Below are 22,618 nucleotides of genomic sequence, written 5' to 3'. Positions count from 1 at the left end.
GATTATCACCTATGGTCAGCATCAGAAATATTTTCCGTAACAGGCTCGTCGTTATTTGCATGCACCTGGCTGCATGGATCTGCATTTTCCTGTTTCCTTTCTTTGCTTACCGCATACAGGTGGCGGACCGGTCGTTCTTTATCAAGGAGGCCATCAACACATTATTCCTGGTAGGATTGTTTTACCTGAATGTGTTTGTGCTGATCCCGAAATTCTTTACGCTGAAGCGCATCGGCATATACATCGCCTGCGTGCTGGGGCTGATCATATTTATCGCGATACAACAGGCGGTGGTCGAATACCGGTTCATGGCCGCCATCATGAACCGGCCGCCTTTCCTGACGGCCGCGAACGACTCCACGATGGTTGTACAGGGTGGCCCCGCCATGCATATGGTGTCGTTTGCGGACGACAGCGCGCATCTCGAAGCCATGCCTCCCGGCAGGGCGGTAGGAGTGACCAATGTGATGTACCGGCTCGACGATGGCGACAGCATGCCCGTAGTGGCAGGCATGGCGGGCATGGCCGGGCCGGGGATAACAGTGCACGCTCTTCATGACGGCATGGGAGAAGCGCAGCTGGTAGCCTTCCGCGACAGTGTGATGCGCCGGCATCCGATGCATTGGCGGAAACGGCTGTATGCCGACTGGCGGCGGCACGGCCCCAGTATATCCGACAGCTTCGCCAAACCGGTGGCCATGTGGGCGGAATCGGTGCCTGCAAGGCCTTTCCGGGACGGAGTGTTTATGATGCGGTTCTTTATCCCGGAGATGCTCCGCAAGTCAGGCACTTTCGCTTTGCTGATGCTGTTCATGAGCGGCTTTATCAAAATCGGGATGGAATGGTTCAAAAGTGAAAAACAACGGGAAGCGCTGAAAGTGGCGAACCTCCATGCAGAACTGAAATTTTTGAAGTCGCAGATCAACCCGCATTTTTTATTCAACAGTCTGAATACCATTTATTCGCTGGCGCACCGCCGCTCCCCCGAAACGGAACATGCCCTCGTGAAACTGTCCACCATCATGCGTTACATGATTTACCAGAGTAATGAAGACAAGGTGCCCCTGCAAACGGAGTTGCGTTATTTACAGGATTACATCGACATACAGCGGTTGCGCATGACGCGTAATATTCCCGTTGAAGTGTTGGTGGAGGGAGTGGACGGCGCCGATCTCGAAATTGCGCCGATGCTGCTGATCCCCTTCGTTGAAAATGCGTTCAAACACGGCATCAGTTACACCGAGCCGGCCTATATCCATATCCGCATGCACATCGGCGCCGACGGCGTTTTCCAGCTGGTGGTGCGCAACCGGGTGTTCCGGCAGCGGGTGGCGGAGAAGGGCGGGGTAGGACTGAACAATGTACTGAAACGGCTGAGCCTGTTGTACACAGATGCACATACAATAACTGTCAGAGAGCATGGAGAAGAATTTATTGCTGACCTTAAAATTTCGCTGAAACATGATGAAATGTTTAGCTCTTGATGATGAGCCGCTGGCATTGGAGATCATCGAGGATTTTGTTGCAAAGGCACCTTTTCCCATGCAGGTGAAAACATTCGAGAACGCGGCGCTGGCCCTCCGTTATTTGCAGGAGGAACCGGTGGACCTGCTGTTTCTCGATATCAAAATGCCGGACATCACGGGGATCCAATTCCTGAAATCGCTGAAACATCCGCCGATGGTGATTTTCACCACGGCCTACGAAGAGTATGCGATGGACGGGTTTAACCTGGATGTGATCGATTACCTGCTCAAGCCTATCCCGTTTGAGCGCTTCCTGAAGGCGGTCACCAAAGCGCATGAGTACATGCAGGTGCCGCAGCCGAAGAGCATGGAATACGATTACATTTTTGTGAAAACGGAGTACAAGATCATCAAGATCAATCTCGATGACATTCTTTACATTGAAGCGCTGAAAGATTATATCAAAATTTACACACTCAGCCAGCCGGTGCTCACGCTGAAAAGCCTGAAGGCTTTCGAGAGCCGCCTGCCGAAAGACAAGTTCATGCGGGTGCACCGCTCTTACCTGGTAGCGATGAATAAAATCAATTCCGTGGAACGGAACACGGTGATGATCGCCAACCAGTCCATTCCCATCAGCGAAGGCTACCGCGACAAGTTTTACGACGTGATCACGAAGTACTCATAAAAAAAGGCTGCTATTTCGCAGCAGCCTTTTATTTTTCTTCCTGTTCCCATTGCCTCAATACTTCTTTTGCCGGTACGTGGTAGACGTTGCCGTTGTGGTCGCCGTACACCATGTCCTGATCCAGTTTGGCGTTGTATTCCACCAGTTTCCTGACACCTTTTTGTAACGCTTCCGTAAGCGTACGGGCAAATTCGCTCATGCGCGGGGTAGCAGGTTCCATGATTTCATGTGTCTTGGTGATGCGTTGCCAGGTTTCGAACCTGTGTATTTCCCTGATGTATCCTTTTTCGCCTTCGGCTACGAGCTCGGGATTTTTATCTGAATTATCGTATACCACCCATTTGTAGACAACCGGTATGTACAATTCCGTCAGGTTGTGAACGCTGCGTTCGTACCTCCTTATAATCACATCTCCCGGAATATGATGCCCGCCTTTCGCGACCCTGCTCCGTACGCGGTTTTGCGCCTGTTGTGGCGAACTGAGCCAAAAGTAACACAGCGTAACGCTGTAACCGGCTTCTTTGGCTTTTTTGATCAGCTGTATATAGCTGCGGGTGGACAAGGTGGTTTCAAAAGCGAAGTCTTCTTTTGCCTGCATCAACTGGCTGATACGTGTGAGCATCAGGCGGCCCGCTTCGATGGCCACGCTTTCGGGGTTAAAGGGAGACAAACCCGCGGCAATGCCGTCTGCATTTACAAACTCTTTGCAATGAAGGGTTTCAGGCATTACAACAAATGATGAAGTGGTTTTTCCGGCGCCGTTGCAGCCTGCAACAATGAATAGTTTCGGCATGAGCAATTTTTTAAAAAAAGGATTAACAATGTGCGTATGAAGATAAAAAAAACCGGTACGCCAAAGCACCGGTTTTAAAAATTGCGAGATCTTTTATCAGATCAATTCTTTCAGTTTCATCACTACTTTATCCACTTCTTCTTTCGTGTTATGCCGCGAGAAGGAGAAACGAACGGCCACTTTGTTGGGGTCGTTGTTGATGGAGCGGATAACGTGCGAGCCTGCATCCGCTCCGGATGTACATGCACTGCCGCCGCTGGCGCAGATACCGTTGATGTCGAGGTTGAAGAGCAGCATTTCGCTTTTTTCCGATTTGGGGAAAGAAGCGTTCAGTACCGTGTAGAGGCTGCGGCCGAAGAGGTCGCCGTTGAAGCTGACGCCGGGCACGTGTTCCTGCAGCTGCGCCGCCATGTACATGCGCAGGTCGTTGATGTACCGGCTGTGCTCTTCGAAGTTTTCGGTGGCCAGTTCCAGCGCTTTGGCGAACCCTACGATGCCGTAAAGATTTTCAGTGCCTGCGCGCATGTTGCGTTCCTGCGAACCGCCATGCACATAGGGGGTGATTTTTACGTTCTCGTTGATGTAAAGAATGCCTACGCCTTTGGGGCCGTGAAACTTGTGGCCTGCGCCGTTGATGAAGTGCACCGGGGTGTTGCGCAGGTCGAAGGGATAGTGGCCTACGGTCTGCACCGTGTCCGAATGGAAAATGGCGTCGTATTCCTTGCAGAGGTTGCCCACGGCGAAGAGATCGAGCAGGTTGCCGATTTCGTTGTTGGCGTGCATGAGGGATACGAGGCACCTTTCGGTGGAGTTGGCCAGCAGGGAGCGGAGGTCGTCCATGTCTACATGCCCGTTCGGCAGCAGTTTCACCCAGGAGAGTTTCACGTCTTCCTTGCAGTGCGCATGTTCTACGGTGTGCAGGGTGGCGTGGTGCTCGATGGGGGAACTGATGATGTGGCGGCAGCCCAGGTCGCGGATGGCGGCGGTAATAGCGGTGTTGCTGCTTTCCGTTCCGCCCGAGGTGAAGAAGATCTCACCGGGGTGGGCGTTCAGGATCCTGGCCACGCTTTTGCGCGCGCTTTCAATCCCTAAACGGGATTCGCGACCATATGAATAAATGGAGGAAGGGTTGCCGAACTTCTCGGTCATATAAGGCAGCATGGTGTCGAGCACTGCTTTGTCGAGCGCGGTGGTTGCCGCATTGTCGAAATAAATACGTTCCAAGATCGTGGTGGTTTGGTTTTTGATATAAAAGCGCCACAAATTTACGGAAAAGCGACATAAAAAAGCCCGGGCGGAGGGGATATGTTCTGCCGGTGTTCCAGGGGCCGTACATCGACCGGCAACCTTCTTTCCCTGAACCGGCTGTCATATTGTCCGCCGCCGGCGGCCGGCCGGGCTCCCCCAGGGATGTAAACCTTCATCCGGATGATCTCGCCAGGGTGTAGGCCCGTTTCAGGACGAATCAGGCTCGCCGCACCGTAAAAGACGAACCTACAACGAACCTTCAACGAACCTACAACGAATCTTCCCTTTTGGGCGTAGGTTCGTTATTCCCCCAGTGTAGGTTCGTTGTAGGTTCGTCTTTTACCCGCTGAATCTCCACTCAGATCAAATCTTTGTCCATTCGTGCACAATTTCCGGCCCGGGCGGGCTGTCATGCCGGCCGTGGCAAATCCTCCCATATTCTGCACTCATGCACATTTTTTCTGCACTCATGCACATTTTCAGCGGGGGCGGGCGGGTAATTTTGTCATCGAAGGGGCGGTGTTTTCGGGGCAGCGCAGTAACGGGGTAAAGGGGCCGGGCATAAAAAAGCCCCGGCGTTGCTGCCGGGGCTTTCCGTTCGTTGAAAGGCGTCCGTTAAATGAACTCCTTGATATCCTGCATGATCTTCCGGGCGATGTTATCGGCCGTTGTTTCATTATGGCTTTCGGCATAGATGCGGATGATCGGTTCGGTGTTGGACGTGCGCAGATGCACCCAGTCTTTGTCGAATTCGATCTTCAGGCCATCCTCGGTATTCTGGGGCTGCTTCTTGTATTTGCCCTTGATTTTCTCGAAGATGTTCTTTACGTCGATGCCTTTATCCAGTTCGATCTTGTTTTTTGAAATGAAATAGTCGGGGTAGGAGTTCCGCAGCGCTTTCATTTTCTTTTTGCTCTGGGCCAGGTGGCTGAGGAAGAGGCCGATGCCGATGAGGGCGTCGCGGCCGTAGTGCAGGTCCGGCACAATGATGCCGCCGTTGCCTTCGCCGCCGATCACCGCGTTCACGGCTTTCATCTTGGTCACCACGTTTACTTCGCCAACGGCGGAGGGATGGTATTCGCCGCCGTTCTTGAGGGTGATGTCTTTAAGGGCCTGGGTGGAGCTCATGTTGCTCACGGTGTTGCCTTTACGGTGCTTCAGCACGTAATCGGCCACGGCCACCAGGGTATATTCTTCGCCGAACATGCTGCCGTCTTCGCATACAAAGCAGAGGCGGTCCACATCGGGGTCCACTGCAATGCCGAAATCGGCTTCGGATTTATTGACTTCGTTGGAAAGCGCGGTGAGGTTTTCGGGGAGGGGCTCCGGGTTATGGGAGAACTTGCCGTTCACTTCGCCGAAGAGCACTTCCACTTCCGCCACGCCCAGCGCCTTGAGGAGGGCCGGTACGTAAATGGCGCCGGTGGAGTTCACGGCGTCTACCACTACTTTAAAGTTGCAGGCTTTGATGGCCTTCACGTCTACCAGGGGGTAATTCACCACCAGGTCCACGTGTTTCTGCAGGTAAGAATCGTCTTTACGGTAAGTGCCCAGTTTGGATACGTCCGCAAATACAAAATCTTCGTTGGCGGCCAGTTCCAGCACTTCCGCGCCGTCTGCGCCGGAAATGAATTCGCCTTCGCCGTTCAGGAGCTTGAGCGCATTCCACTCCCTGGGGTTGTGGCTGGCGGTGAGAATGATACCGCCTGCGGCCTGTTCCATTTTTACGGCTATTTCCACCGTAGGCGTGGTGCTCAGGTCCAGGTCCACCACGTCGATGCCAAGGCCGTTCAGTGTGGATACCACCAGGTTTTTGACCATTTCTCCGGATATGCGCCCGTCTCTGCCGATCACTACTTTTTTGTTTTCAGCGTTCTGCCGTAACAGCCATGTACCGTAAGCGGCGGTGAACTTCACCACGTCCAGCGGAGATAAACCTTCGCCCGGCCTGCCGCCGATCGTTCCACGAATACCCGAAATTGATTTAATCAGTGCCACAATTGTTGGATTTTTTTAGGAAGGCAAAGATAATCGATTCAATCTTTAATCACCCTGTTAATTTAGCATGTACAAGCTTCAGGCCGCTTGTTGCGGCTTTTAGACTATATTTGCAGCTACGTATAAAATTTTAAGAGAATATAATGAGTCATATTTGGTCTCGCATTCCCAGATACATTCGGTATATCTTCATGCAAACCCTATACCTGTTTGGCTTTCTGGTGGTTTTCAGGCTGATCTTCTTTTTTTTCTTCTTTTCCAGCACCATCCGGGAATCCGGCATCATCGCAAAAGCATGGTACCTCGGGCTGAAGTTCGACATGCGGCTGGCGCTCATTATCATGATTCCCGTGGCGCTGATTGCCGTTGTGGCGCGCGACCGGCTGTTCGGCACCGGCGCGCTGCGCAGGATTAATTTCTGGTATTTTTTCATCATATACCTGCTGCTTACCCTCTTTTACGTGATCGACCTGGGGCACTACAGTTACCTCGGCATCCGGCTGGAGCCTTCCGTGACCCGTTTTCTGGCATCCGGTGAAAGGGCCACCAACGCGCGCATGATGTGGGAAAGTTACCCCGTGGTGTGGGGGCTGCTGGGGATGGTTGTACTCATGACCTTCATCCGTTTTTCCTACCGCAGCATCTACCGCCGTTACGCAGGGAAAGAAGGGACGCCCGTGCGCCCCTGGGGGTATGCCGGCTGGGTGGTGCTGATGGTGGTGCTGTTCGGCGCCGGCATCTACGGCAACTTCGCCTACTTCCCGCTGCGCTGGAGCCAGGCCATGTTCACGCGCGATAACGCGGTGACCAGCCTCGCCCTCAACCCCGTGCTGCACTTTGCGGCCAATTTCAACCTCCAGGCCGACACTTTCGACGAAGCGGCCACCCGCAAATATTATCCTTACATCGCCGGGTACCTCGGTGTGGAGCAGCCCGACGCGAAGACGCTCAAATTTTCCCGGAGCGTGCCGGGCGACGCGTCCAAACCGAAGCAGAACATCATCATCGTGATGATGGAATCGGTGGGCGCTTCCATGACCAGCATGTTCGGCAACCCCATGCAGGCCACGCCCAACCTCCAGCAGCTGGCGGACCAGGGCGTGCTGTACGAAAACTTTTATGTGCCCGCCATGAGCACCGCCCGCACGGTGTTCGGGGTAACCACCGGCCTGCCCGACGTGGTGCGCGTCAAAACCGCCTCGCGCAACCCCGCCATTGTAGACCAGCGGGTGGTGATGGACCAGTTCGAAGGGTATGAAAAATATTACCTGCTGGGCGGCAATACCAACTGGGCCAATATCCGCGCCGTGTTCACCAACAACGTGGAAGGCCTGCAGATTTTCGAGGAAGGATATTTCAAAGCCCCCAAAGCCGACGTGTGGGGCGTAGCCGATTACGACCTGATCACCGAAGCGGACGAGATCTTCAAAAAGGCGCACGACAGCAAAAAGCCGTTCGTGGCCTTCCTGCAAACGGCCGACAACCACGAGCCCTACACCACCACCAGCGGGGCGGGCGACTTCAAAAAACTCACCAGCAGGGAAATAGACGCCAGACAGCTGAAGGCTTCCGGTTTTGTGAACATCGACCAGTTCAACGCCCTGCGTTACCTCGATTACAACATCGGGCACCTGATGAAACTGGCCAAACAATCGGGTTACCTCGACAATACCATTTTTGTATTTTTCGGCGACCACAGCGCCCGGCTCGACGCCTATCAGTTCATGCCCATCCCCGAATTCGAGATGGCCACGTATGTGACGCATGTGCCGTGCATCGTGTACAATCCCAGAACGCTGGCCCCGCAACGGGTGCAGCGCGCCGGGAGCCTGCTCGACGTGTACCCCACGGTAGCCGGGATGGTGGGCATGCCTTACACCAATTACACCCTGGGGCGCGACCTCACCGATACAACGGGGGCGGCACAACGTTTTGCCTTCATCCAGTACGTGCGGGGCGGAGGCACCTATATGGGCGCCATCAACGGGCAATACCTGTACGAAGTGGATTCGAAGACCGGCCATACCGGGCTGTACGACCTGAAAGCCGACGCCCTGAAGAATGTGGCGCAGCAAAATCCCGGGCTGGCGCGTGATATGGATAACTTAACGCGCGGATTTTACGAAAGCGCCCGATATTTGATGTTTAATAACAAGAAGTAGCAGCGAATGGAAGTCACGAAACAATGGTTCAAAGACTGGTTTAATTCTCCTTATTATCACCTGCTGTACAGCAACCGGGATGAGAAGGAGGCGGCGTCGTTCATAGACAAGCTGGTGGATTACCTGCACCCCTCGCCGGGCGCCACCATGCTCGATGTGGCCTGCGGGAAGGGGCGGCATGCCAAATACCTGGCCGACAAAGGCTACAACGTAACCGGCATCGACCTGTCTGAAGAGAGCATCGCCGCCGCGCGCAAGCTCGAGAACGACCATCTCAGTTTTTTCCAGCACGACATGCGCCTGCCGTTCCGCATCAACTACTTCGACGTGGTGTTTAACTTCTTCACCAGCTTCGGTTATTTCGAGAGCCGGCACGAAAACGAAAACGCCCTGCGCACGCTGGCCAATTCACTGAAGCCCGGGGGCCGGCTGGTGCTCGATTATCTCAACAGCGTGTATGTGGCCGCCCACCTGGTGGTAGATGAAGTGAAGGAAAAAGACAACGTGGTGTTCGACATCCGCCGCGAAATGGCCCGGGGCAAATTCCTCAAACAGATCAACATCCTCGATAAAAAACAGCTCCTCCGCCACGAATACACCGAAAGCGTCAGTGCTTTTTCCCGCACGGACTTCGAAGAGATGTTCGCCATGCAGGGCATGGAGATCACGGATGTTTTCGGGGATTATCATTTTAATGCATTTGATGAGCAGCATTCTCCGAGGCTGGTCATGATTGCCCAAAAAATAAAAGGCTAATGGAAACGCTGCTCACCTGGGACCTGAAGCTTTTCTTCTATATCAACGGCAAGTGGAACAACGGTTTCCTTGATTTTCTGCTGCCCTGGATGCGGGAGCCCTATTTCTGGGCGCCGCTGTACCTGTTTCTGGCGGTGTTTGTGGTGTACAACTATAAATGGCGGGGATTTTTCTGGATGGTGTTTTTCATCGTCACCTTTGCCCTTACCGACCAGTCGAGCATGTTTTTCAAAGACGCCGTGGCCCGGCTGCGGCCCTGCCGCGACCCGCTGATTGCGCCCTATGTGCGCGTGCTGGTGACATATTGCCCCATGAGCGGCAGCTTTACTTCTTCCCATGCCGCCAACCATTTTGGCCTGGCGATGTTTTCTTTTTTAACTTTAAGGCCACAGATCGGAAAATGGGCCTGGCTGTTTTTCTTCTGGGCGGCCATCATCGGCTATTCCCAGGTGTACGTAGGGGTGCATTACCCCACTGACATACTGGGGGGCGCCCTGCTGGGAATACTGGCCGGCCTGCTGAGCGGCGGATTTTTTCAAAGAAGGATCAGACTGGAGCTGGAAAAAACAACATGAACATTACATACCTGATACTCATACTGGCCGCTACCATCGGCGGGGGCATGATTCCCATGCTGGTCAAGCGCGTTCACCCCAACCTGCCCATTTACCTGCTGGCATTCACCGGCGCGTTCCTGTTCGGCATCACCATCATGCACCTGCTGCCCGAAGTGTACCACGAACTGGGGCATTCCGCCGGCATTTACATCGTGCTCGGTTTTTTCCTGCAGGTGTTCCTGCAGCAGCTCAGCCATGGCATGGAGCACGGGCATACCCACCTGCCGGATGGCAACCATCACCATGTGGCCGTGATGCCGCTGCTCATCGGGCTGTCGATTCACGCCTTTATGGAAGGTATTCCGCTGGGCTTTCATTATGAAGACAAATCCGCCCTGCCTTCGCTGATGCTGGGCGTGATGGCGCATAAAGTGCCCGAAGCGCTCACATTGATCACGGTGATGCTGCATGCCCATCAAACCAAGGGGCAGTTGTGGCGCATCCTGCTCATTTTTTCAGTGATCACGCCGCTGTCCGCCATCCTTGCGGCTTCCCTCGGCCGGGAATTCCACGTAGTCACCGATTCGCTCATTTACCTGGTAGCGCTGGTGATCGGCGCGTTTTTACATATTTCCACCACGATCTTTTACGAAAGCGGCACCAAACACCACGAACTGAGCCGCAGGAAGATACTGGCCATCGCCGCCGGCATCGCTTTGGCATTTGTTACGCTGATATTTGAATAATTTTTTATTTTTAGGCTCATATATTATGGAAGTCGTCATTATCCTCGTCCTTATTTTGCTCAACGGTATCTTCTCAATGGCGGAGATAGCCTTGGTATCTGCCCGCAAAGTGCGGTTGGAAAACGCAGCCAGGCAAGGGGACGAAAAAGCCAAAGTAGCACTGAAACTGTCCAATAACCCGGATACGTTCCTCTCTACCGTACAGATCGGCATTACGCTGATCGGTATTTTAACGGGTCTGTACTCCGGCGAGCAGCTGAAGGAGGATGTGAAAGGTTTCATCGACACCATTCCCCTGTTTGCGCCTTACAGCAACGGCATCGCTACCGCGCTGCTGGTTATCGCCATCACCTATTTCACCCTCGTGCTGGGGGAGCTGTTCCCGAAGCGTATCGGCCTGGCCAACCCCGAAAAGATCGCCAAAGTGCTGGCCCAGCCCATGTACTTCATTTCCCGCGTCACCTTTCCGTTCGTATGGCTGTTGAGCCGGTCCACCAACGTACTGGTGCGTATTACCGGTTTGAAGCGCACCTCGGACAGTAACGTCACGGAAGAGGAGATCAAGGCCATCATCAGCGAAGGCACCTCGTCAGGCGCCATCGAGGAAACCGAGCAGGAGATCATCGAGCGCGTGTTCCACCTCGGCGACCGGAACATCACCTCGCTCATGACCCACCGGACAGACATCATCTGGCTCGACGTCAGCGAGGAAGGCGAAAGCTACAAACGCAAGATCAAAGCCGCCCCGCACTCCGTATATCCCGTGTGCGACGGGCAGATCGACCATATCAAGGGCATCCTGACCATCAAGGACCTCTATGCCGCCGGTAACCTCGCCGTGCTGAAAGACATCATGAAGAAACCCCTCTTCATCCCCGACAACAACACCGCCTACCAGGTGCTCGAAAAGTTCAAGGAAACGCAGATACATGCCGCCTTTATCGTGGACGAATACGGTACTTTCCTCGGCATGATCACCCTGAACGACATCCTCGAAGCCATCGTGGGCGATATGCCGGAAACCGGGCAGGACGATTACAACATGGTGAAGCGCGACGACGGGTCGTACCTCATCGACGCCCAGATACCCTTCTACGATTTTCTCAGCGAATTTGATATGGAAGACCAGATGGCCGAATTCGAGCAGGAATTCGACACCCTGGCCGGCTTCATCCTCCATCATCTCGAACATATTCCCCAAACGGGCGAAAAACTGGAATGGCGCAATTTTACCTTCGAAATTGTGGATATGGATGCCCACCGCATCGACAAAATATTGGTGACGCCCCCTGAAAATATTGAAGAAGAGTAATACATTTACATCGTGAAACGCTGCCCTTCCAATGGATGGGCAGCGTTTTAAGGTATTATGTCACAACTAACCGTTTGTTTAAAAAAAAAGACCGGAGACCTCATCAGAAAGGAGTAAATCAATGAATGCCAGGCAGGTACCGTGTAATCTGTCCAAAAATATTTAAGGAGAATATTAGAAAAAAAACATCTTTATACTAATTTTGGGCACTTTTTTACATCATCAAATAATTTAATTTAATATAATGGTCGTTCTAGGAAGTAAGATGCTTTCCCTTGAAGAAGTGCATCGGGTGCTGTTTGAAGGAGAGGAGCTGGTGCTGGAAGAGGCTGCCGTTCAGCAGGTTAAAGAGAATTTCGAGTTTCTGAAAGCTTTTTCCGCCAAAAAGCTCATTTACGGCATTAACACCGGGTTCGGCCCCATGGCCCAATACCGCATCCCGGAGAAGGATACTTTCCAGCTGCAATACAACCTTATCCGCAGCCATAGCTCGGGGGCAGGCAAATGCCTGGCGCCGGTGCTCACCAAAAGCCTCATGATCGCCCGCCTGAGCAGTTTCATGCAGGCGCATTCCGGCGTGCATCCGGAAGCGGTACAGCTGTTGCGCGACCTCATCAACCATAACATTTACCCCTGCATATACGAGCACGGCGGCGTAGGCGCCAGCGGCGACCTGGTGCAATTGGCCCACCTGGCCCATGCGCTGATCGGCGAAGGGAACGTGCTGTATGAAGAAGAGATCCGTCCCGCCGCCGAAGTGTACAAACAGCTGGGCCTCAAACCCATGCAGGTGCACATCCGCGAAGGCCTCGCCGTGATCAACGGTACCTCGGCCATGACGGGCATCGCCCTTGTGAACATCATCGAAGCGCGTAAACTGCTGATGTGGAGCTGCGCCCTTTCCGCCATGATCAACGAAGTGGTGGAAGCGTTCGACGATCACCTGAGCTACGAGCTGAACGTGGTGAAAAAACACGCCGGCCAGAACGCGGTGGCCGAACTGATGCGCGCCATGCTGAACGGCAGCAAGATGATCAGGCACCGGCCGGACCATCTGTATAAAGAACTGGAAGAAGAGATTTTTAAAGATAAAGTGCAGGAATACTATTCCCTGCGCTGCGTACCGCAAATCCTGGGGCCCATCTACGATACCCTGGTGCATGCGGAAACCATCGTGGTGGGAGAGCTGAACTCCGTGAGCGACAACCCCGTAGTGGACCACCGCCACCAGAACGTGTACCACGGCGGTAACTTCCATGGCGACTACATTTCCCTGGAAATGGACAAGGTGAAGATCGCCATGACCAAACTGTCGATGCTCAGCGAGCGCCAGCTGAACTACCTGCTGAACGACAAGCTGAACCACAAGTTCCCGCCGTTCATGAACCTGGGCAAACTGGGCTTCAACTTCGGCATGCAGGGCGTGCAGTTCACCGCCACCTCTACCGTGGCCGAGAACCAGACGCTGAGTTTCCCGATGTACATCCACAGCATTCCGAACAACAACGACAACCAGGACATCGTGAGCATGGGCTGCAACGCCGCGCAGATGACGTACAAGGTGATCGAAAACACGTTCGAGGTGCTTACCGTGCAGATCATGACCCTGCTGCAGGCCGTGGATTACCTGAACTGTCAGGATAAGCTGGCCGGTTTCTCCCGCAGGATCTACCAGGACGTACGGGCGATTTTCCCTAAATTTATAGACGACGCTCCCCGTTACGCCGACGTACAGCGGATCAAGGCATACCTGATGCGGAACGAACCTTCCGTTGTAACCGAAACGAAAACCGGCAAACGGCAGAAGAGCTCCGTACAGTAACGCAGCGGGATAAACGAAGCAGCAACCGGGACCTGACAAATCAAACAACTACGGATGAACCCGCCAGGTACCATCTGGCCGATAAACAAGACAAATAACCACAGATGACACCGAAGGTGCCATTCGACCAATAAAAAGACAAATAAGTGATGAAATGCGCATTGATAACAGGCGGTTCCCGGGGAATAGGCAGGGCGGTATGTATTAAACTGGCGGAACAGGGATACCATATCCTGATCAATTACAAAGGCAATACGGCGGCTGCCGAGGAAACGCTCGCGGCCGTGAAGGCCAAGGGGTCGGATGGTACGTTGCTGCAGTTCAATGTAGGCAAGGAAGATGAGGTGCAGCAGGTGCTGGGCGCGTGGATAGAAGCCAATAAAGACAAACAGATCGAGGTGCTGGTGAACAACGCCGGCATCCGGGAAGATATGATGATGTTCCAGATGAGCTCCGAAAAGTGGAAAGGCGTGCTGGAATCGAGCCTCGACGGCTTTTTTTATGTCACCAAGCAGGTGCTCACCGGGATGCTGCTGAAGCGTTACGGCCGTATCATCAACATGGTGTCGCTCTCCGGCCTGAAAGGGACGCCCGGGCAGGTGAACTACAGCGCCGCCAAGGCCGGTCTCATCGGGGCTACCAAGGCGCTGGCCCAGGAAGTGGCCAAACGGAACGTGACCGTGAACGCCATTGCCCCCGGCTTCATCAAAACCGATATGACGGAAGGATTGCCCGAGAAGGAACTGTCGGCCATGGTGCCCATGCAGCGTTTCGGTACGGCGGAAGAAGTGGCCGAAGCCGTTTCTTTCTTTGCGTCGAAAGGAGCCTCCTACATTACGGGAGAAGTGCTGAATATCAACGGCGGGCTGTATTCCTGATATAGGGGTGGCTGCCGGAAAGTTCGTTTCAATAATTGTTGGGCCCGCATGCATATGAGCGGCAATTAAGACTTAAAGCACATGAACAGAGTAGTGATAACAGGCATTGGTATTTATTCCTGCATCGGCAAGGACCTCGAGGAAGTACGCGAGTCGTTGTTCCGCGGCCGTTCCGGTATTGTGCTGGATGCGGAGCGGAAGGATTTCGGGTACCGTTCCGGGCTGACGGGCGCTCTGCCCCGGCCGGAACTGAAGGGCCTGCTCGACCGCCGCGCCCGGCTGATGATGCCGGAGCAGGCGGAATATGCCTATATGTCGACCCGCGAAGCCCTCGCCAACGCGAAGATGGACCAGGATTATCTCGACAGCCGCGAGGTGGGGCTGCTGTTCGGCAACGACAGTTCCGCCAAACCCACCATTGAAGCCACCGACATCATCCGTGAAAAGCACGATACCATGCTGGTGGGCTCCGGCTCCGTGTTCCAGACCATGAACTCCACCGTGAACATGAACCTGGCCACGATTTTCAAGCTCAAAGGCGTCAATTTCAGCGTGAGCGCCGCCTGTGCCAGCGGCAGCCATGCCATCGGCCTCGGCTATATGTTTATCCGCAATGGTTTACAGGATGCCGTGATCTGCGGCGGCGCGCAGGAAGTGAATAAATACGCGATGGGCAATTTCGACGCCATTGCCGCCTTTTCCGTGCGGGAAAACGAGCCCGCCAAAGCGTCGCGCCCGTTCGACCGTGACCGCGACGGGCTGGTGCCCAGCGGCGGGGCGGCCACCGTTATCCTCGAAAGCCTCGAATCCGCCCAGCGCCGCGGCGCGCCCATTCTCGGCGAAGTGCTGGGATACGGGTTTTCCAGCAACGGCGCCCATATCAGCAACCCCAGCGTGGAGGGCCCCATGCGCTCCCTCGAAATGGCGCTGAGAGAATCCGGCCTGCAGGCCAAAGACATCGGCTACATCAATGCCCACGCCACTTCCACCCCCGCCGGCGACGCCAGCGAGGCCAGGGCCATCGATGCGGTGTTCGGCAGTTCGCATACCCCCGTGAGCTCCACCAAAAGCATGACCGGGCACGAATGCTGGATGGCCGGCGCCAGCGAAATCGTGTATTCCATGCTGATGATGCAGCACGATTTCATTGCCCCCAACATTAATTTTGAGAACCCCGACGAGGATTCCGCCAAATTAAATATCGTTACCAATACAATTAATAAAAATTTTAATATATTTTTGTCTAATTCTTTTGGTTTTGGAGGTACAAACTCCTCCCTCGTGGTGCGGAAATGGCAGTAAATCCTTATATGAACGTCCTGTAAGGGATTTTGTATAATTTTGCCGGAGCACGCCCCATAAACGCAGAGAACGGGAAATGCTGAATTGTTGAATCAACCTATATCTGGAACACACTTTTTATGGAAATTAACGACATTATCAAAAAAACGAACGCTTTTCTGGCGGAGGAATTTGAAGTTGCTCCGGAAAGCATAACCCCCGGGGCAGACCTCAAGGCTACCCTGGAGCTGGATAGCCTGGACTATATAGACCTGGTGGTGGCCATTGAAAGTAATTTCGGGTTCAAAGTGAAGCCTGAAGACTTCCAGGGTATTGTTACCTTCCAGGATTTCTATGATTACGTAATTGCCCGTGTTAAACAAAAAGAGTTGGTATAATGCCTTCCTGGCAGGGTAAGTCCAAAGGAAATAAGCTGGGGTATCGGATCTTTATTGGTGTATTGCGATATGGAGGAGTGCGGCCGGCTTATTTTCTCCTGGGATTTGTTGCATGTTACTACTGCCTTTTCTCCTATCGCTCATCCCGGTCCATTTATCAGTATTTTCGTTATAAGATACGCCAGAGCCGCTTTCAGGCGCTATGCAACGTGTACCGCAACTATTACGTGTTCGGGCAAACGCTCATAGACAAGATTGTGGTGATGGCCAACCTTCCGAACCGTTTCACTTTCGAGTTCGACGGCGAGGAAAACCTCCATCAGCTGGTATCCGGCCAGCATGGGGGCATCATGCTGAGCGCTCACCTGGGCAACTGGGAGGTGGCCGGCCACCTGTTCACCCGGCTGAACACCCGTATCAACATCGTGATGTTCGACGGGGAGCATGAGCGTATCAAAAGTTACCTGGCCGGGGTAACGGGCGGAAGGCATGTAAATGTCATTGTTTTAAAGGACGATTTATCGCATATTTACGCCATCCACGATGCGCTGAGCAAGCGGGAACTGGTGTGCATGCACGCGGACCGTTTCCTGGAAGGCAACAAAACGATGGAGATGCCTTTCCTGGGAGAAGCGGCCCGTTTTCCGATGGGGCCTTTCCTGCTGGCCGCAACATTCAGGGTGCCGGTTTCGTTTGTATTCGCATTCAAGGAAACCGCCACCCATTATCATTTATACGGGACGCCGCCGAAAACGTACCCCGGCGCCAAGCAGGGCGGGCTGGAACAGGCGATGGGCGACTTTGTGCAGGTGATGGAAGAAAAAGTGAAGCAATACCCGCTGCAATGGTTTAATTATTACGATTTTTGGTCCAAGGACTGACACGCATAACATAATATGATCAACAAAGAAGACATTACGGAATACATCCCCCAGCGCCCGCCCATTGTGATGATCAGTCGCCTGCTCGAAGCAGGGGAGAAAAATATCCGCACCGGTTTCGATATCGCTGCGGATAATGTGTTTGTAGAAGGCGGCCTGCTGCAGGCGCCCGGGCTGGTGGAAAACATCGCCCAGACCGCGGCGGCCCGTGTCGGTTACCTGGCCAGACAGCAAAACGTACCCGTGCCCCTGGGGTTCATCGGCGCCATCCAGAACCTGGAGGTGATCGAACTGCCGCAGGCGGGTACCAGCCTCGAAACGGAAATCGTGATCGAACACGAAGTGTTCAACGCCACCGTGGTGCACGGCAGCGTGAAGCAGGAGGGAAGGCTGCTGGCGCAATGCGATATGAAAATTTTTGTATCCCAAACTAAATAACAATGAAAATGAAGAAAATCGTAATGCCCCTGCTGGCTCTGGTAATGAGCGTTTCGGCTGCCAGTGCGCAATCAGCGAAAGATGTGTTCGACAAATCGGTAAAACTCACCTACCTGGGCCTGGACTTTACCAAAGCCCGTATTATTGGGGATGCGGCCGCCAAGGTGGACGAAATAGTGGATAATCACTACCCCAACATCAATCAGAAAGTGGTGAACGAATCGAAAAAATTCGACATCGCCGAAGCTTTCGACAGGGAGGAAGTAGGCACGGCGCTCGGCCCCGTGAACAAACGCAACGCCAAGATCGATGCGGACAAGGTGAAGTCTGACGACTCCGACGACTACCAGTCCATGAAACCCGAAGACGTGACCGCCCTCGTAAAAGGTTTCGACTTCGAAGGTAAAACCGGCATCGGCATCCTGATCGTAATGGACGGTTTCAACAAAACGAAAAAAGAAGTATCCGGTTTCGTGACCCTGGTGGACATGAAAGCCAAAAAAGTGCTGTTCACCGACCGTGTGGAAGGTGGCCTGGGCATGGGCTTCGGTTATACCAACGTATACCTCACCGGCATCAAGAAGATGATCGACGAGATCAAGAAGAAGAAGTACAAAGAGTGGAAATCCACTTACGGCGGATAATTTTCAATCATTTAAAAATATACATGCAACCTGTATTGAGCGACCGTGCGGAAGTAGTCATCCGGTTTAATGAAGCAGATCCCCTGGGCATCGTATGGCACGGCCACTATGTCCGGTATTTCGAAGACGGGCGTGAATCCTTCGGCGCTAGATACAGGTTGCGTTATCTGGATATTTTCGATTACGGTTACACGGTGCCGGTGGTGAATGTGAGCTGCAATTACAAGCGGCCGCTGCGGTACGGTGATACGGTGGTGATCGAAACAAAATATATGAATACCGAGGCCGCCAAGATCTGTTTCGACTACACCCTGTACAACAAGGCAACGGGCGAAGTGGTGTGCACCGGTAGTTCCGTGCAGGTGTTTCTGGACAAGGAGGCATCAATGTTACAACTGACCATTCCCGCATTTTTTGCGGAGTGGAAAAAACAGTGGGGTGTGGAATGATGGACGTTTTTGTAGCTGCAGATAACATCATATCGCCGCTGGGGGCCACTTCCCGCTCGAACTTCGGGCAGGTGCGCAACGGCGTAACGGGCATCAGCCGCCAGCCGGGAGGATACTTCGGGGCGGTGATACCGGACGAATTGCTGGCGCCGCTTGCAGCGGCGGCACAACTGCAGGCCAGTACCCGTTTTGAGCAGCTGCTGATACTGAGCATGCAGGACGCGTTGTCGCAAACCGGCATCAGCCTGCAAAACGAGCGTACCGCACTGATCGTTTCCACCACCAAAGGCAATATCGCTTTACTGGAAGAGGGGCACCTGGAAACCCTTCGCCTGTACGATACGGCCGCGAAAGTCGCCGCCTTTTTCGGCGCCGCAAACAAACCCCTGGTGATCAGCAACGCCTGTATTTCCGGCCTGCTGGCCATCCTCATCGGCCAGCGCCTTATCCGCTCCGGCCGGTACGATCATGCCGTGGTGACGGGCGCTGACGTGTTCACGCCGTTCGTGCTGTCCGGCTTCCAGTCGTTCCAGGCTGTCAGCGACGAGCCCTGCCGCCCCTTCGATGCCGCCCGCAAGGGTGTTACGCTCGGGGAAGCCGCAGGCACGGTCATTTTAACCAAGGATAAAACATTGCTTGCAGGAACCGTTACCCGCCTTGGCGAAGGGGCGTCCAGCAACGATGCCAATCATATTTCAGGCCCTTCCCGCACCGGGGAGGAACTGGCGGGCGCCATCCGCAAAGCCGTCGGCAACAGCGGGCTGCAACCGGCCGACATCGGCTTCGTTTCGGCGCACGGCACCGCCACCCTGTACAACGATGAAATGGAAGCCAAAGCTTTCCACCTGGCCGGCCTGGAAAATGTGCCGGTCAACAGTTTCAAAGGTCATTACGGCCACACCCTCGGTGCGGCCGGCCTCATTGAAGCCATCGCCGGCATGCACAGCATGTACGGCAACGTGGTACCCGGCACAGCCGGTTTCCAGCAGTCCGGCACCAGCCTCCCTTTACAGGTGAGCGGCCTGCCCCTGCACCGCCCCATGGAGCATTACCTCAAAACCACTTCCGGTTTCGGCGGGTGTAATGCGGCCATGGTGTTCAGCAAAGTGACATTGTAAATCATTTAAAAAAACGCATACCGCAACATGAACTTTTTTACCAAGGAAACGAAAACCGCCCTGCAGGCCAAGGAACAGGCCCTCTGGCTGGCATTTGCCCCCATCGCCTTCCAGGCTTCCAAAGCCCTGCGCGACCTGGGCATTCTGAAAGTAGTGGCGGACAGCGGTACGCAGGGTGTCACCATCGAAGACATCCTCGAAAAAGTGAAACTCTCCCGCTATTCCGCCAGGGTACTGCTGGAAGCCGGGCTGGGCCTCGAAATGCTGATCATCAACGATAAAAGATATACCCTCACCAAAACCGGGTTCTTCATCCTCAACGATACGCTCACCCGTATCAATATGGACTTTTCAGCGGACGTATGTTACAAGGCCATGTACCACCTGCAGGACAGTCTGACCGAAGGCAAGCCCCTCGGCCTGAAGGAGCTCGGCGAATGGGAAACCATCTATCCCGGCCTTTCCCTGCTGCCCGAGCCGGCGCGCACCAGCTGGTTCAACTTCGACCACTATTATTCCGACCTCGCCTTCCCGGCGGTGCTCCCGATCGTGTTCGAACAAAAGCCCAAAAAACTGCTCGACATCGGCGGCAACACCGGCAAATGGTCGATGGCCTGCGCACGCTACAACGAAGACGTACATGTGACCATCGTGGACCTGCCCGCGCAGGTAAACGTGGCAAAGAAAAATATCGCGGAAGCCGGCCTGGAAGACCGTATCGATTTTTATATCACCAACATCCTCGACGAAAGCCAGCCTTTCGCGCAGGGATATGATGTGATCTGGATGAGCCAGTTCCTCGACTGTTTCTCGGAAGCGGAGATCATCAGCATCCTGCGCCGTTGCCGCGAAGCGCTCAACGAAGGGGGCAGCATCTTCATCCTGGAACCGTTCTGGAACAAACAGCAGTTCAAGTCGGCCGCCTTCTGCCTCCAGCAGACGTCGCTGTACTTCACCGCCATCGCCAACGGCAACAGCCAGATGTACCATACCGACGACTTTTTCAACTGCATCCGCGCCGCCGGCCTCGAGGTAGTGCTCGAGAACAACGACGTGGGGCTGAGTTATACTTTATTAAGATGCGTGAAAGCATAGTTGTTCATTCAAATCCCAAATCTTATGCAAACTGAAAAGGTGGATGTACTCGTTATCGGCGCAGGCCCGTCAGGAACCGTGGCCGCATCCATTATCAACAAAGCCGGTTACTCCGTCAAGATCGTGGAGAAGCTGAAATTTCCGCGGTTCGTGATCGGGGAGAGCCTCCTGCCGCGTTGTATGGACGCCCTTACGGAAGCCGGATTCATTGATGCCGTTGCCGAAAAAGGATTCCAGAAAAAATTCGGCGCCAAGTTCGTCAAAGACGGCAAAATCTGCGACTTCACCTTTGAAGACCAGCATACGCCCGGCTGGACCTGGACCTGGCAGGTACCCCGCGCGGACTTCGACAAAACGCTGGCCGACACGGTGGAAAAAATGGGCGTACCGGTTGAATATGAAACAACCGTCACCGATATCAAATTCTTCGGCTCCGATTCTGTGACTACCGTGGAAGATATCCACGGCAACAAAAAACAGATCGAAGCCCGTTTTATAGTAGACGGCAGCGGCTATGGCCGGGTTATCCCGAAGCTGTTCGGCCTCGATAAACCTTCCGTGCTGCAGCCGCGCAAGGCGCTGTTCGCCCATACGCACGACGTGCGCCGTTCCATGGCCGACGAGCCCAACCGCATCACGGCCGTGGTGCATCAGAAAGGCGTGTGGATCTGGATCATTCCTTTTTCCACCGGCATCACGTCCGTAGGTTTTGTGGGCGACCATACCTACCACGACCAGTATAGCGGTACGCGTGAAGAACAGTTCCGCGCCATGCTCGAAGCCGAGCCCCATACCCGCGAGCGTTTCCGGGGCGTCGACTTTGCGTTCGAGCCGAGAGTGCTCGAAGCCTGGTCCGCCACCACCGACAAATTCTACGGCGATGGTTTTGTGCTCACCGGCAACGTGACCGAGTTCCTCGACCCGATTTTCTCCTCCGGCGTAACATTGGCCACCGTGTCTGCACAAACCGCTGCGCACCTGGTGATCAAAAAGCTGCAGGGCGGGCAGGTAGACTGGGAAAAAGATTATATGGTACCCACCATGCAGGGCGTGAACGTGTTCCGTTCGTACGTACTGGCCTGGTATGAAGGTACGCTCGATACCATCTTCTTCAGCAAGAACCCCGACCCGGTGATCAAGCGGCAGATCTGTTCCGTTTTGGCAGGGTATGTGTGGGATCAGGGCAATCCTTATGTAGAGAACCATGAGGACGCGCTGAAGCGCCTGGCGCGGCTGATTGAACTGACGGAAAAATTAAATTCACCGGCTTGAGTAACGCAAACGCCTATATCACATCCTCCTGCATCATCCGCCGGCAAACGGTGGTGAAAAACGGTGCGCGCATATTCGAAGGAACAGGGGAAGGCCTCCCGGAGTTTCTCCGCAGCCTGTACGACCGCTTCAGCGGGCAGTACCCCAAGTTCCACAAGATGGACCTGCTCAGCAAACTGGGCTGGGCCGCCACCGAAATTTTGCTGCAGGACGTGCCGATGGAAGCGTACGCACCGGAAGATACCGGCGTGATACTCGCCAATACCAGCGGCAGCCTCGATACCGACGAAAAGTATTTCGATACGGTGAAGGAGATCGCCAGTCCCGCTTTGTTCGTATACACCCTTCCCAACATCGTGATCGGGGAGATCAGCATACGCCACAAATTCAAGGGCGAAAACGCGTTTTTCATTACCGAAACGTTCGACATCCCTTTCATCGCCGGTTACGTGCGGCAGCTGCTCGATGCGGGCATCATACAGGCGGCGGTATGCGGTTGGGTGGAGCAGTACCACGACGGCTACGAAGCCGCGCTGTACCTGGTGGAGAAACAGCCGCGCGGTGCGGCAGTGCCGTTTACGGCCGAAGAAACAGAAAAATTGTACAGATAATATAT

Annotated in this window: 22 protein-coding genes; 19 read left to right on the top strand and 3 right to left on the bottom strand. The window is 54.2% G+C overall.

Annotated features, from left to right (window positions below; genetic code table 11):
- The first annotated feature begins 11 nt into the window (after positions 1 to 11).
- Together EGT74_RS20835 and EGT74_RS20830 are read left to right on the top strand one after the other, a co-directional pair.
- The gene (locus EGT74_RS20835) at positions 12 to 1,484 is read left to right on the top strand and encodes a sensor histidine kinase (RefSeq protein WP_123848488.1); all 1,473 of its coding nucleotides are present in this window, start codon (positions 12 to 14) and stop codon (positions 1,482 to 1,484) included.
- Complete coding sequence (locus tag EGT74_RS20830) at positions 1,462 to 2,154, top strand: LytR/AlgR family response regulator transcription factor (RefSeq protein WP_123848487.1); 693 nt, start codon at positions 1,462 to 1,464, stop codon at positions 2,152 to 2,154. Before EGT74_RS20835 ends, EGT74_RS20830 begins: the two co-directional genes overlap by 23 nt.
- A gap of 28 nt (positions 2,155 to 2,182) precedes the next feature.
- Here EGT74_RS20830 and EGT74_RS20825 read toward each other — a convergent pair whose 3' ends face one another.
- The 3 genes from EGT74_RS20825 to glmM all read right to left on the bottom strand — a co-directional run bounded on the left by EGT74_RS20825 (position 2,183) and on the right by glmM (position 6,193).
- A complete protein-coding gene (locus EGT74_RS20825) occupies positions 2,183 to 2,947 on the bottom strand; it encodes a zeta toxin family protein (RefSeq protein WP_123848486.1) in 765 nt (254 codons plus the stop codon).
- A 96-nt stretch (positions 2,948 to 3,043) separates the two neighbouring features.
- Positions 3,044 to 4,171, bottom strand: a complete 1,128-nt coding sequence (locus tag EGT74_RS20820) for a cysteine desulfurase family protein (protein WP_123848485.1) — start codon at positions 4,169 to 4,171, stop codon at positions 3,044 to 3,046.
- A gap of 639 nt (positions 4,172 to 4,810) precedes the next feature.
- Positions 4,811 to 6,193, bottom strand: coding sequence for a phosphoglucosamine mutase (gene glmM / locus EGT74_RS20815; protein ID WP_123848484.1), 1,383 nt, complete (start codon positions 6,191 to 6,193; stop codon positions 4,811 to 4,813).
- A gap of 191 nt (positions 6,194 to 6,384) precedes the next feature.
- Between glmM and EGT74_RS20810 the strand changes: the two genes are divergently transcribed.
- The 17 genes from EGT74_RS20810 (at position 6,385) to EGT74_RS20730 (ending at position 22,613) form a co-directional block, all read left to right on the top strand.
- Positions 6,385 to 8,355 carry an LTA synthase family protein gene (locus EGT74_RS20810; protein WP_158618243.1) on the top strand — a complete coding sequence of 657 codons (1,971 nt, stop codon included), beginning with the start codon at positions 6,385 to 6,387 and terminating at the stop codon, positions 8,353 to 8,355.
- A 6-nt stretch (positions 8,356 to 8,361) separates the two neighbouring features.
- Entirely contained in the window at positions 8,362 to 9,111 is a 750-nt protein-coding gene (locus tag EGT74_RS20805; RefSeq protein WP_123848482.1) for a class I SAM-dependent methyltransferase, read from the top strand.
- The gene (locus EGT74_RS20800) at positions 9,111 to 9,686 is read left to right on the top strand and encodes a phosphatase PAP2 family protein (RefSeq protein WP_123848481.1); all 576 of its coding nucleotides are present in this window, start codon (positions 9,111 to 9,113) and stop codon (positions 9,684 to 9,686) included. The genes EGT74_RS20805 and EGT74_RS20800 overlap by 1 nt, the downstream gene beginning before the upstream one ends.
- Complete coding sequence (locus tag EGT74_RS20795) at positions 9,683 to 10,414, top strand: ZIP family metal transporter (RefSeq protein ID WP_123848480.1); 732 nt, start codon at positions 9,683 to 9,685, stop codon at positions 10,412 to 10,414. The genes EGT74_RS20800 and EGT74_RS20795 overlap by 4 nt, the downstream gene beginning before the upstream one ends.
- 25 nt (positions 10,415 to 10,439) lie before the next feature.
- The gene (locus EGT74_RS20790; RefSeq protein WP_123848479.1) at positions 10,440 to 11,726 is read left to right on the top strand and encodes a hemolysin family protein; all 1,287 of its coding nucleotides are present in this window, start codon (positions 10,440 to 10,442) and stop codon (positions 11,724 to 11,726) included.
- Positions 11,727 to 11,970: 244 nt separating this feature from the next.
- Positions 11,971 to 13,548 carry an HAL/PAL/TAL family ammonia-lyase gene (locus EGT74_RS20785; protein WP_123848478.1) on the top strand — a complete coding sequence of 526 codons (1,578 nt, stop codon included), beginning with the start codon at positions 11,971 to 11,973 and terminating at the stop codon, positions 13,546 to 13,548.
- 149 nt (positions 13,549 to 13,697) lie between these two features.
- A complete protein-coding gene (gene fabG, locus EGT74_RS20780) occupies positions 13,698 to 14,426 on the top strand; it encodes a 3-oxoacyl-ACP reductase FabG (RefSeq protein ID WP_123848477.1) in 729 nt (242 codons plus the stop codon).
- Positions 14,427 to 14,507: 81 nt separating this feature from the next.
- Complete coding sequence (locus EGT74_RS20775; RefSeq protein WP_123848476.1) at positions 14,508 to 15,728, top strand: beta-ketoacyl-[acyl-carrier-protein] synthase family protein; 1,221 nt, start codon at positions 14,508 to 14,510, stop codon at positions 15,726 to 15,728.
- 119 nt (positions 15,729 to 15,847) lie between these two features.
- Positions 15,848 to 16,105: a phosphopantetheine-binding protein gene (locus EGT74_RS20770; protein ID WP_123848475.1), complete on the top strand. Its 258-nt coding sequence runs from the start codon at positions 15,848 to 15,850 to the stop codon at positions 16,103 to 16,105.
- Positions 16,106 to 16,314: 209 nt separating this feature from the next.
- Entirely contained in the window at positions 16,315 to 16,986 is a 672-nt protein-coding gene (locus EGT74_RS20765; RefSeq protein ID WP_246008268.1) for an LpxL/LpxP family acyltransferase, read from the top strand.
- Positions 16,987 to 17,001: 15 nt separating this feature from the next.
- Complete coding sequence (locus EGT74_RS20760) at positions 17,002 to 17,424, top strand: 3-hydroxyacyl-ACP dehydratase (protein ID WP_123848473.1); 423 nt, start codon at positions 17,002 to 17,004, stop codon at positions 17,422 to 17,424.
- 8 nt (positions 17,425 to 17,432) lie between these two features.
- On the top strand, positions 17,433 to 18,068 hold the full coding sequence (locus EGT74_RS20755) for a hypothetical protein (RefSeq protein ID WP_148089633.1): 636 nt from the start codon (positions 17,433 to 17,435) through the stop codon (positions 18,066 to 18,068).
- A 23-nt stretch (positions 18,069 to 18,091) separates the two neighbouring features.
- Positions 18,092 to 18,517, top strand: coding sequence for an acyl-CoA thioesterase (locus EGT74_RS20750; RefSeq protein WP_123848471.1), 426 nt, complete (start codon positions 18,092 to 18,094; stop codon positions 18,515 to 18,517).
- Positions 18,514 to 19,635 (top strand): beta-ketoacyl-[acyl-carrier-protein] synthase family protein, encoded by a 1,122-nt coding sequence (locus EGT74_RS20745; RefSeq protein WP_123848470.1) that lies wholly within the window; start codon positions 18,514 to 18,516, stop codon positions 19,633 to 19,635. Before EGT74_RS20750 ends, EGT74_RS20745 begins: the two co-directional genes overlap by 4 nt.
- Before the next feature lie 27 nt (positions 19,636 to 19,662).
- Positions 19,663 to 20,730, top strand: a complete 1,068-nt coding sequence (locus EGT74_RS20740) for an SAM-dependent methyltransferase (protein WP_123848469.1) — start codon at positions 19,663 to 19,665, stop codon at positions 20,728 to 20,730.
- A 24-nt stretch (positions 20,731 to 20,754) separates the two neighbouring features.
- Positions 20,755 to 22,002, top strand: coding sequence for an NAD(P)/FAD-dependent oxidoreductase (locus EGT74_RS20735; protein ID WP_123848468.1), 1,248 nt, complete (start codon positions 20,755 to 20,757; stop codon positions 22,000 to 22,002).
- Positions 21,999 to 22,613: a beta-ketoacyl-[acyl-carrier-protein] synthase family protein gene (locus EGT74_RS20730; protein ID WP_123848467.1), complete on the top strand. Its 615-nt coding sequence runs from the start codon at positions 21,999 to 22,001 to the stop codon at positions 22,611 to 22,613. Before EGT74_RS20735 ends, EGT74_RS20730 begins: the two co-directional genes overlap by 4 nt.
- The last annotated feature ends 5 nt before the right edge of the window (positions 22,614 to 22,618 follow it).

Origin of the sequence: Chitinophaga lutea (assembly GCF_003813775.1) — a bacterium.
GTDB classification, from domain to species: Bacteria; Bacteroidota; Bacteroidia; order Chitinophagales; family Chitinophagaceae; genus Chitinophaga; species Chitinophaga lutea.
Note: the sequence above shows the minus strand (reverse complement) of the source record. Positions and strands in the feature narration are given on the sequence as shown.

What these genes read in the sequence shown, in the direction of transcription:
- EGT74_RS20795 (WP_123848480.1), top strand. Translation starts at nt 9,683, where the DNA reads ATGAACATTACATACCTGATACTCATACTGGCCGCTACCATCGGCGGG.
- EGT74_RS20835 (WP_123848488.1), top strand. Translation starts at nt 12, where the DNA reads ATGGTCAGCATCAGAAATATTTTCCGTAACAGGCTCGTCGTTATTTGC.
- EGT74_RS20830 (WP_123848487.1), top strand. Translation starts at nt 1,462, where the DNA reads ATGATGAAATGTTTAGCTCTTGATGATGAGCCGCTGGCATTGGAGATC.
- EGT74_RS20775 (WP_123848476.1), top strand. Translation starts at nt 14,508, where the DNA reads ATGAACAGAGTAGTGATAACAGGCATTGGTATTTATTCCTGCATCGGC.
- EGT74_RS20825 (WP_123848486.1), bottom strand. Translation starts at nt 2,947, where the DNA reads ATGCCGAAACTATTCATTGTTGCAGGCTGCAACGGCGCCGGAAAAACC.
- EGT74_RS20805 (WP_123848482.1), top strand. Translation starts at nt 8,362, where the DNA reads ATGGAAGTCACGAAACAATGGTTCAAAGACTGGTTTAATTCTCCTTAT.
- fabG (WP_123848477.1), top strand. Translation starts at nt 13,698, where the DNA reads ATGAAATGCGCATTGATAACAGGCGGTTCCCGGGGAATAGGCAGGGCG.
- EGT74_RS20770 (WP_123848475.1), top strand. Translation starts at nt 15,848, where the DNA reads ATGGAAATTAACGACATTATCAAAAAAACGAACGCTTTTCTGGCGGAG.
- EGT74_RS20790 (WP_123848479.1), top strand. Translation starts at nt 10,440, where the DNA reads ATGGAAGTCGTCATTATCCTCGTCCTTATTTTGCTCAACGGTATCTTC.
- EGT74_RS20735 (WP_123848468.1), top strand. Translation starts at nt 20,755, where the DNA reads ATGCAAACTGAAAAGGTGGATGTACTCGTTATCGGCGCAGGCCCGTCA.
- EGT74_RS20785 (WP_123848478.1), top strand. Translation starts at nt 11,971, where the DNA reads ATGGTCGTTCTAGGAAGTAAGATGCTTTCCCTTGAAGAAGTGCATCGG.
- EGT74_RS20755 (WP_148089633.1), top strand. Translation starts at nt 17,433, where the DNA reads ATGAAGAAAATCGTAATGCCCCTGCTGGCTCTGGTAATGAGCGTTTCG.
- EGT74_RS20740 (WP_123848469.1), top strand. Translation starts at nt 19,663, where the DNA reads ATGAACTTTTTTACCAAGGAAACGAAAACCGCCCTGCAGGCCAAGGAA.
- EGT74_RS20745 (WP_123848470.1), top strand. Translation starts at nt 18,514, where the DNA reads ATGATGGACGTTTTTGTAGCTGCAGATAACATCATATCGCCGCTGGGG.
- EGT74_RS20800 (WP_123848481.1), top strand. Translation starts at nt 9,111, where the DNA reads ATGGAAACGCTGCTCACCTGGGACCTGAAGCTTTTCTTCTATATCAAC.
- EGT74_RS20760 (WP_123848473.1), top strand. Translation starts at nt 17,002, where the DNA reads ATGATCAACAAAGAAGACATTACGGAATACATCCCCCAGCGCCCGCCC.
- EGT74_RS20750 (WP_123848471.1), top strand. Translation starts at nt 18,092, where the DNA reads ATGCAACCTGTATTGAGCGACCGTGCGGAAGTAGTCATCCGGTTTAAT.
- EGT74_RS20810 (WP_158618243.1), top strand. Translation starts at nt 6,385, where the DNA reads ATGCAAACCCTATACCTGTTTGGCTTTCTGGTGGTTTTCAGGCTGATC.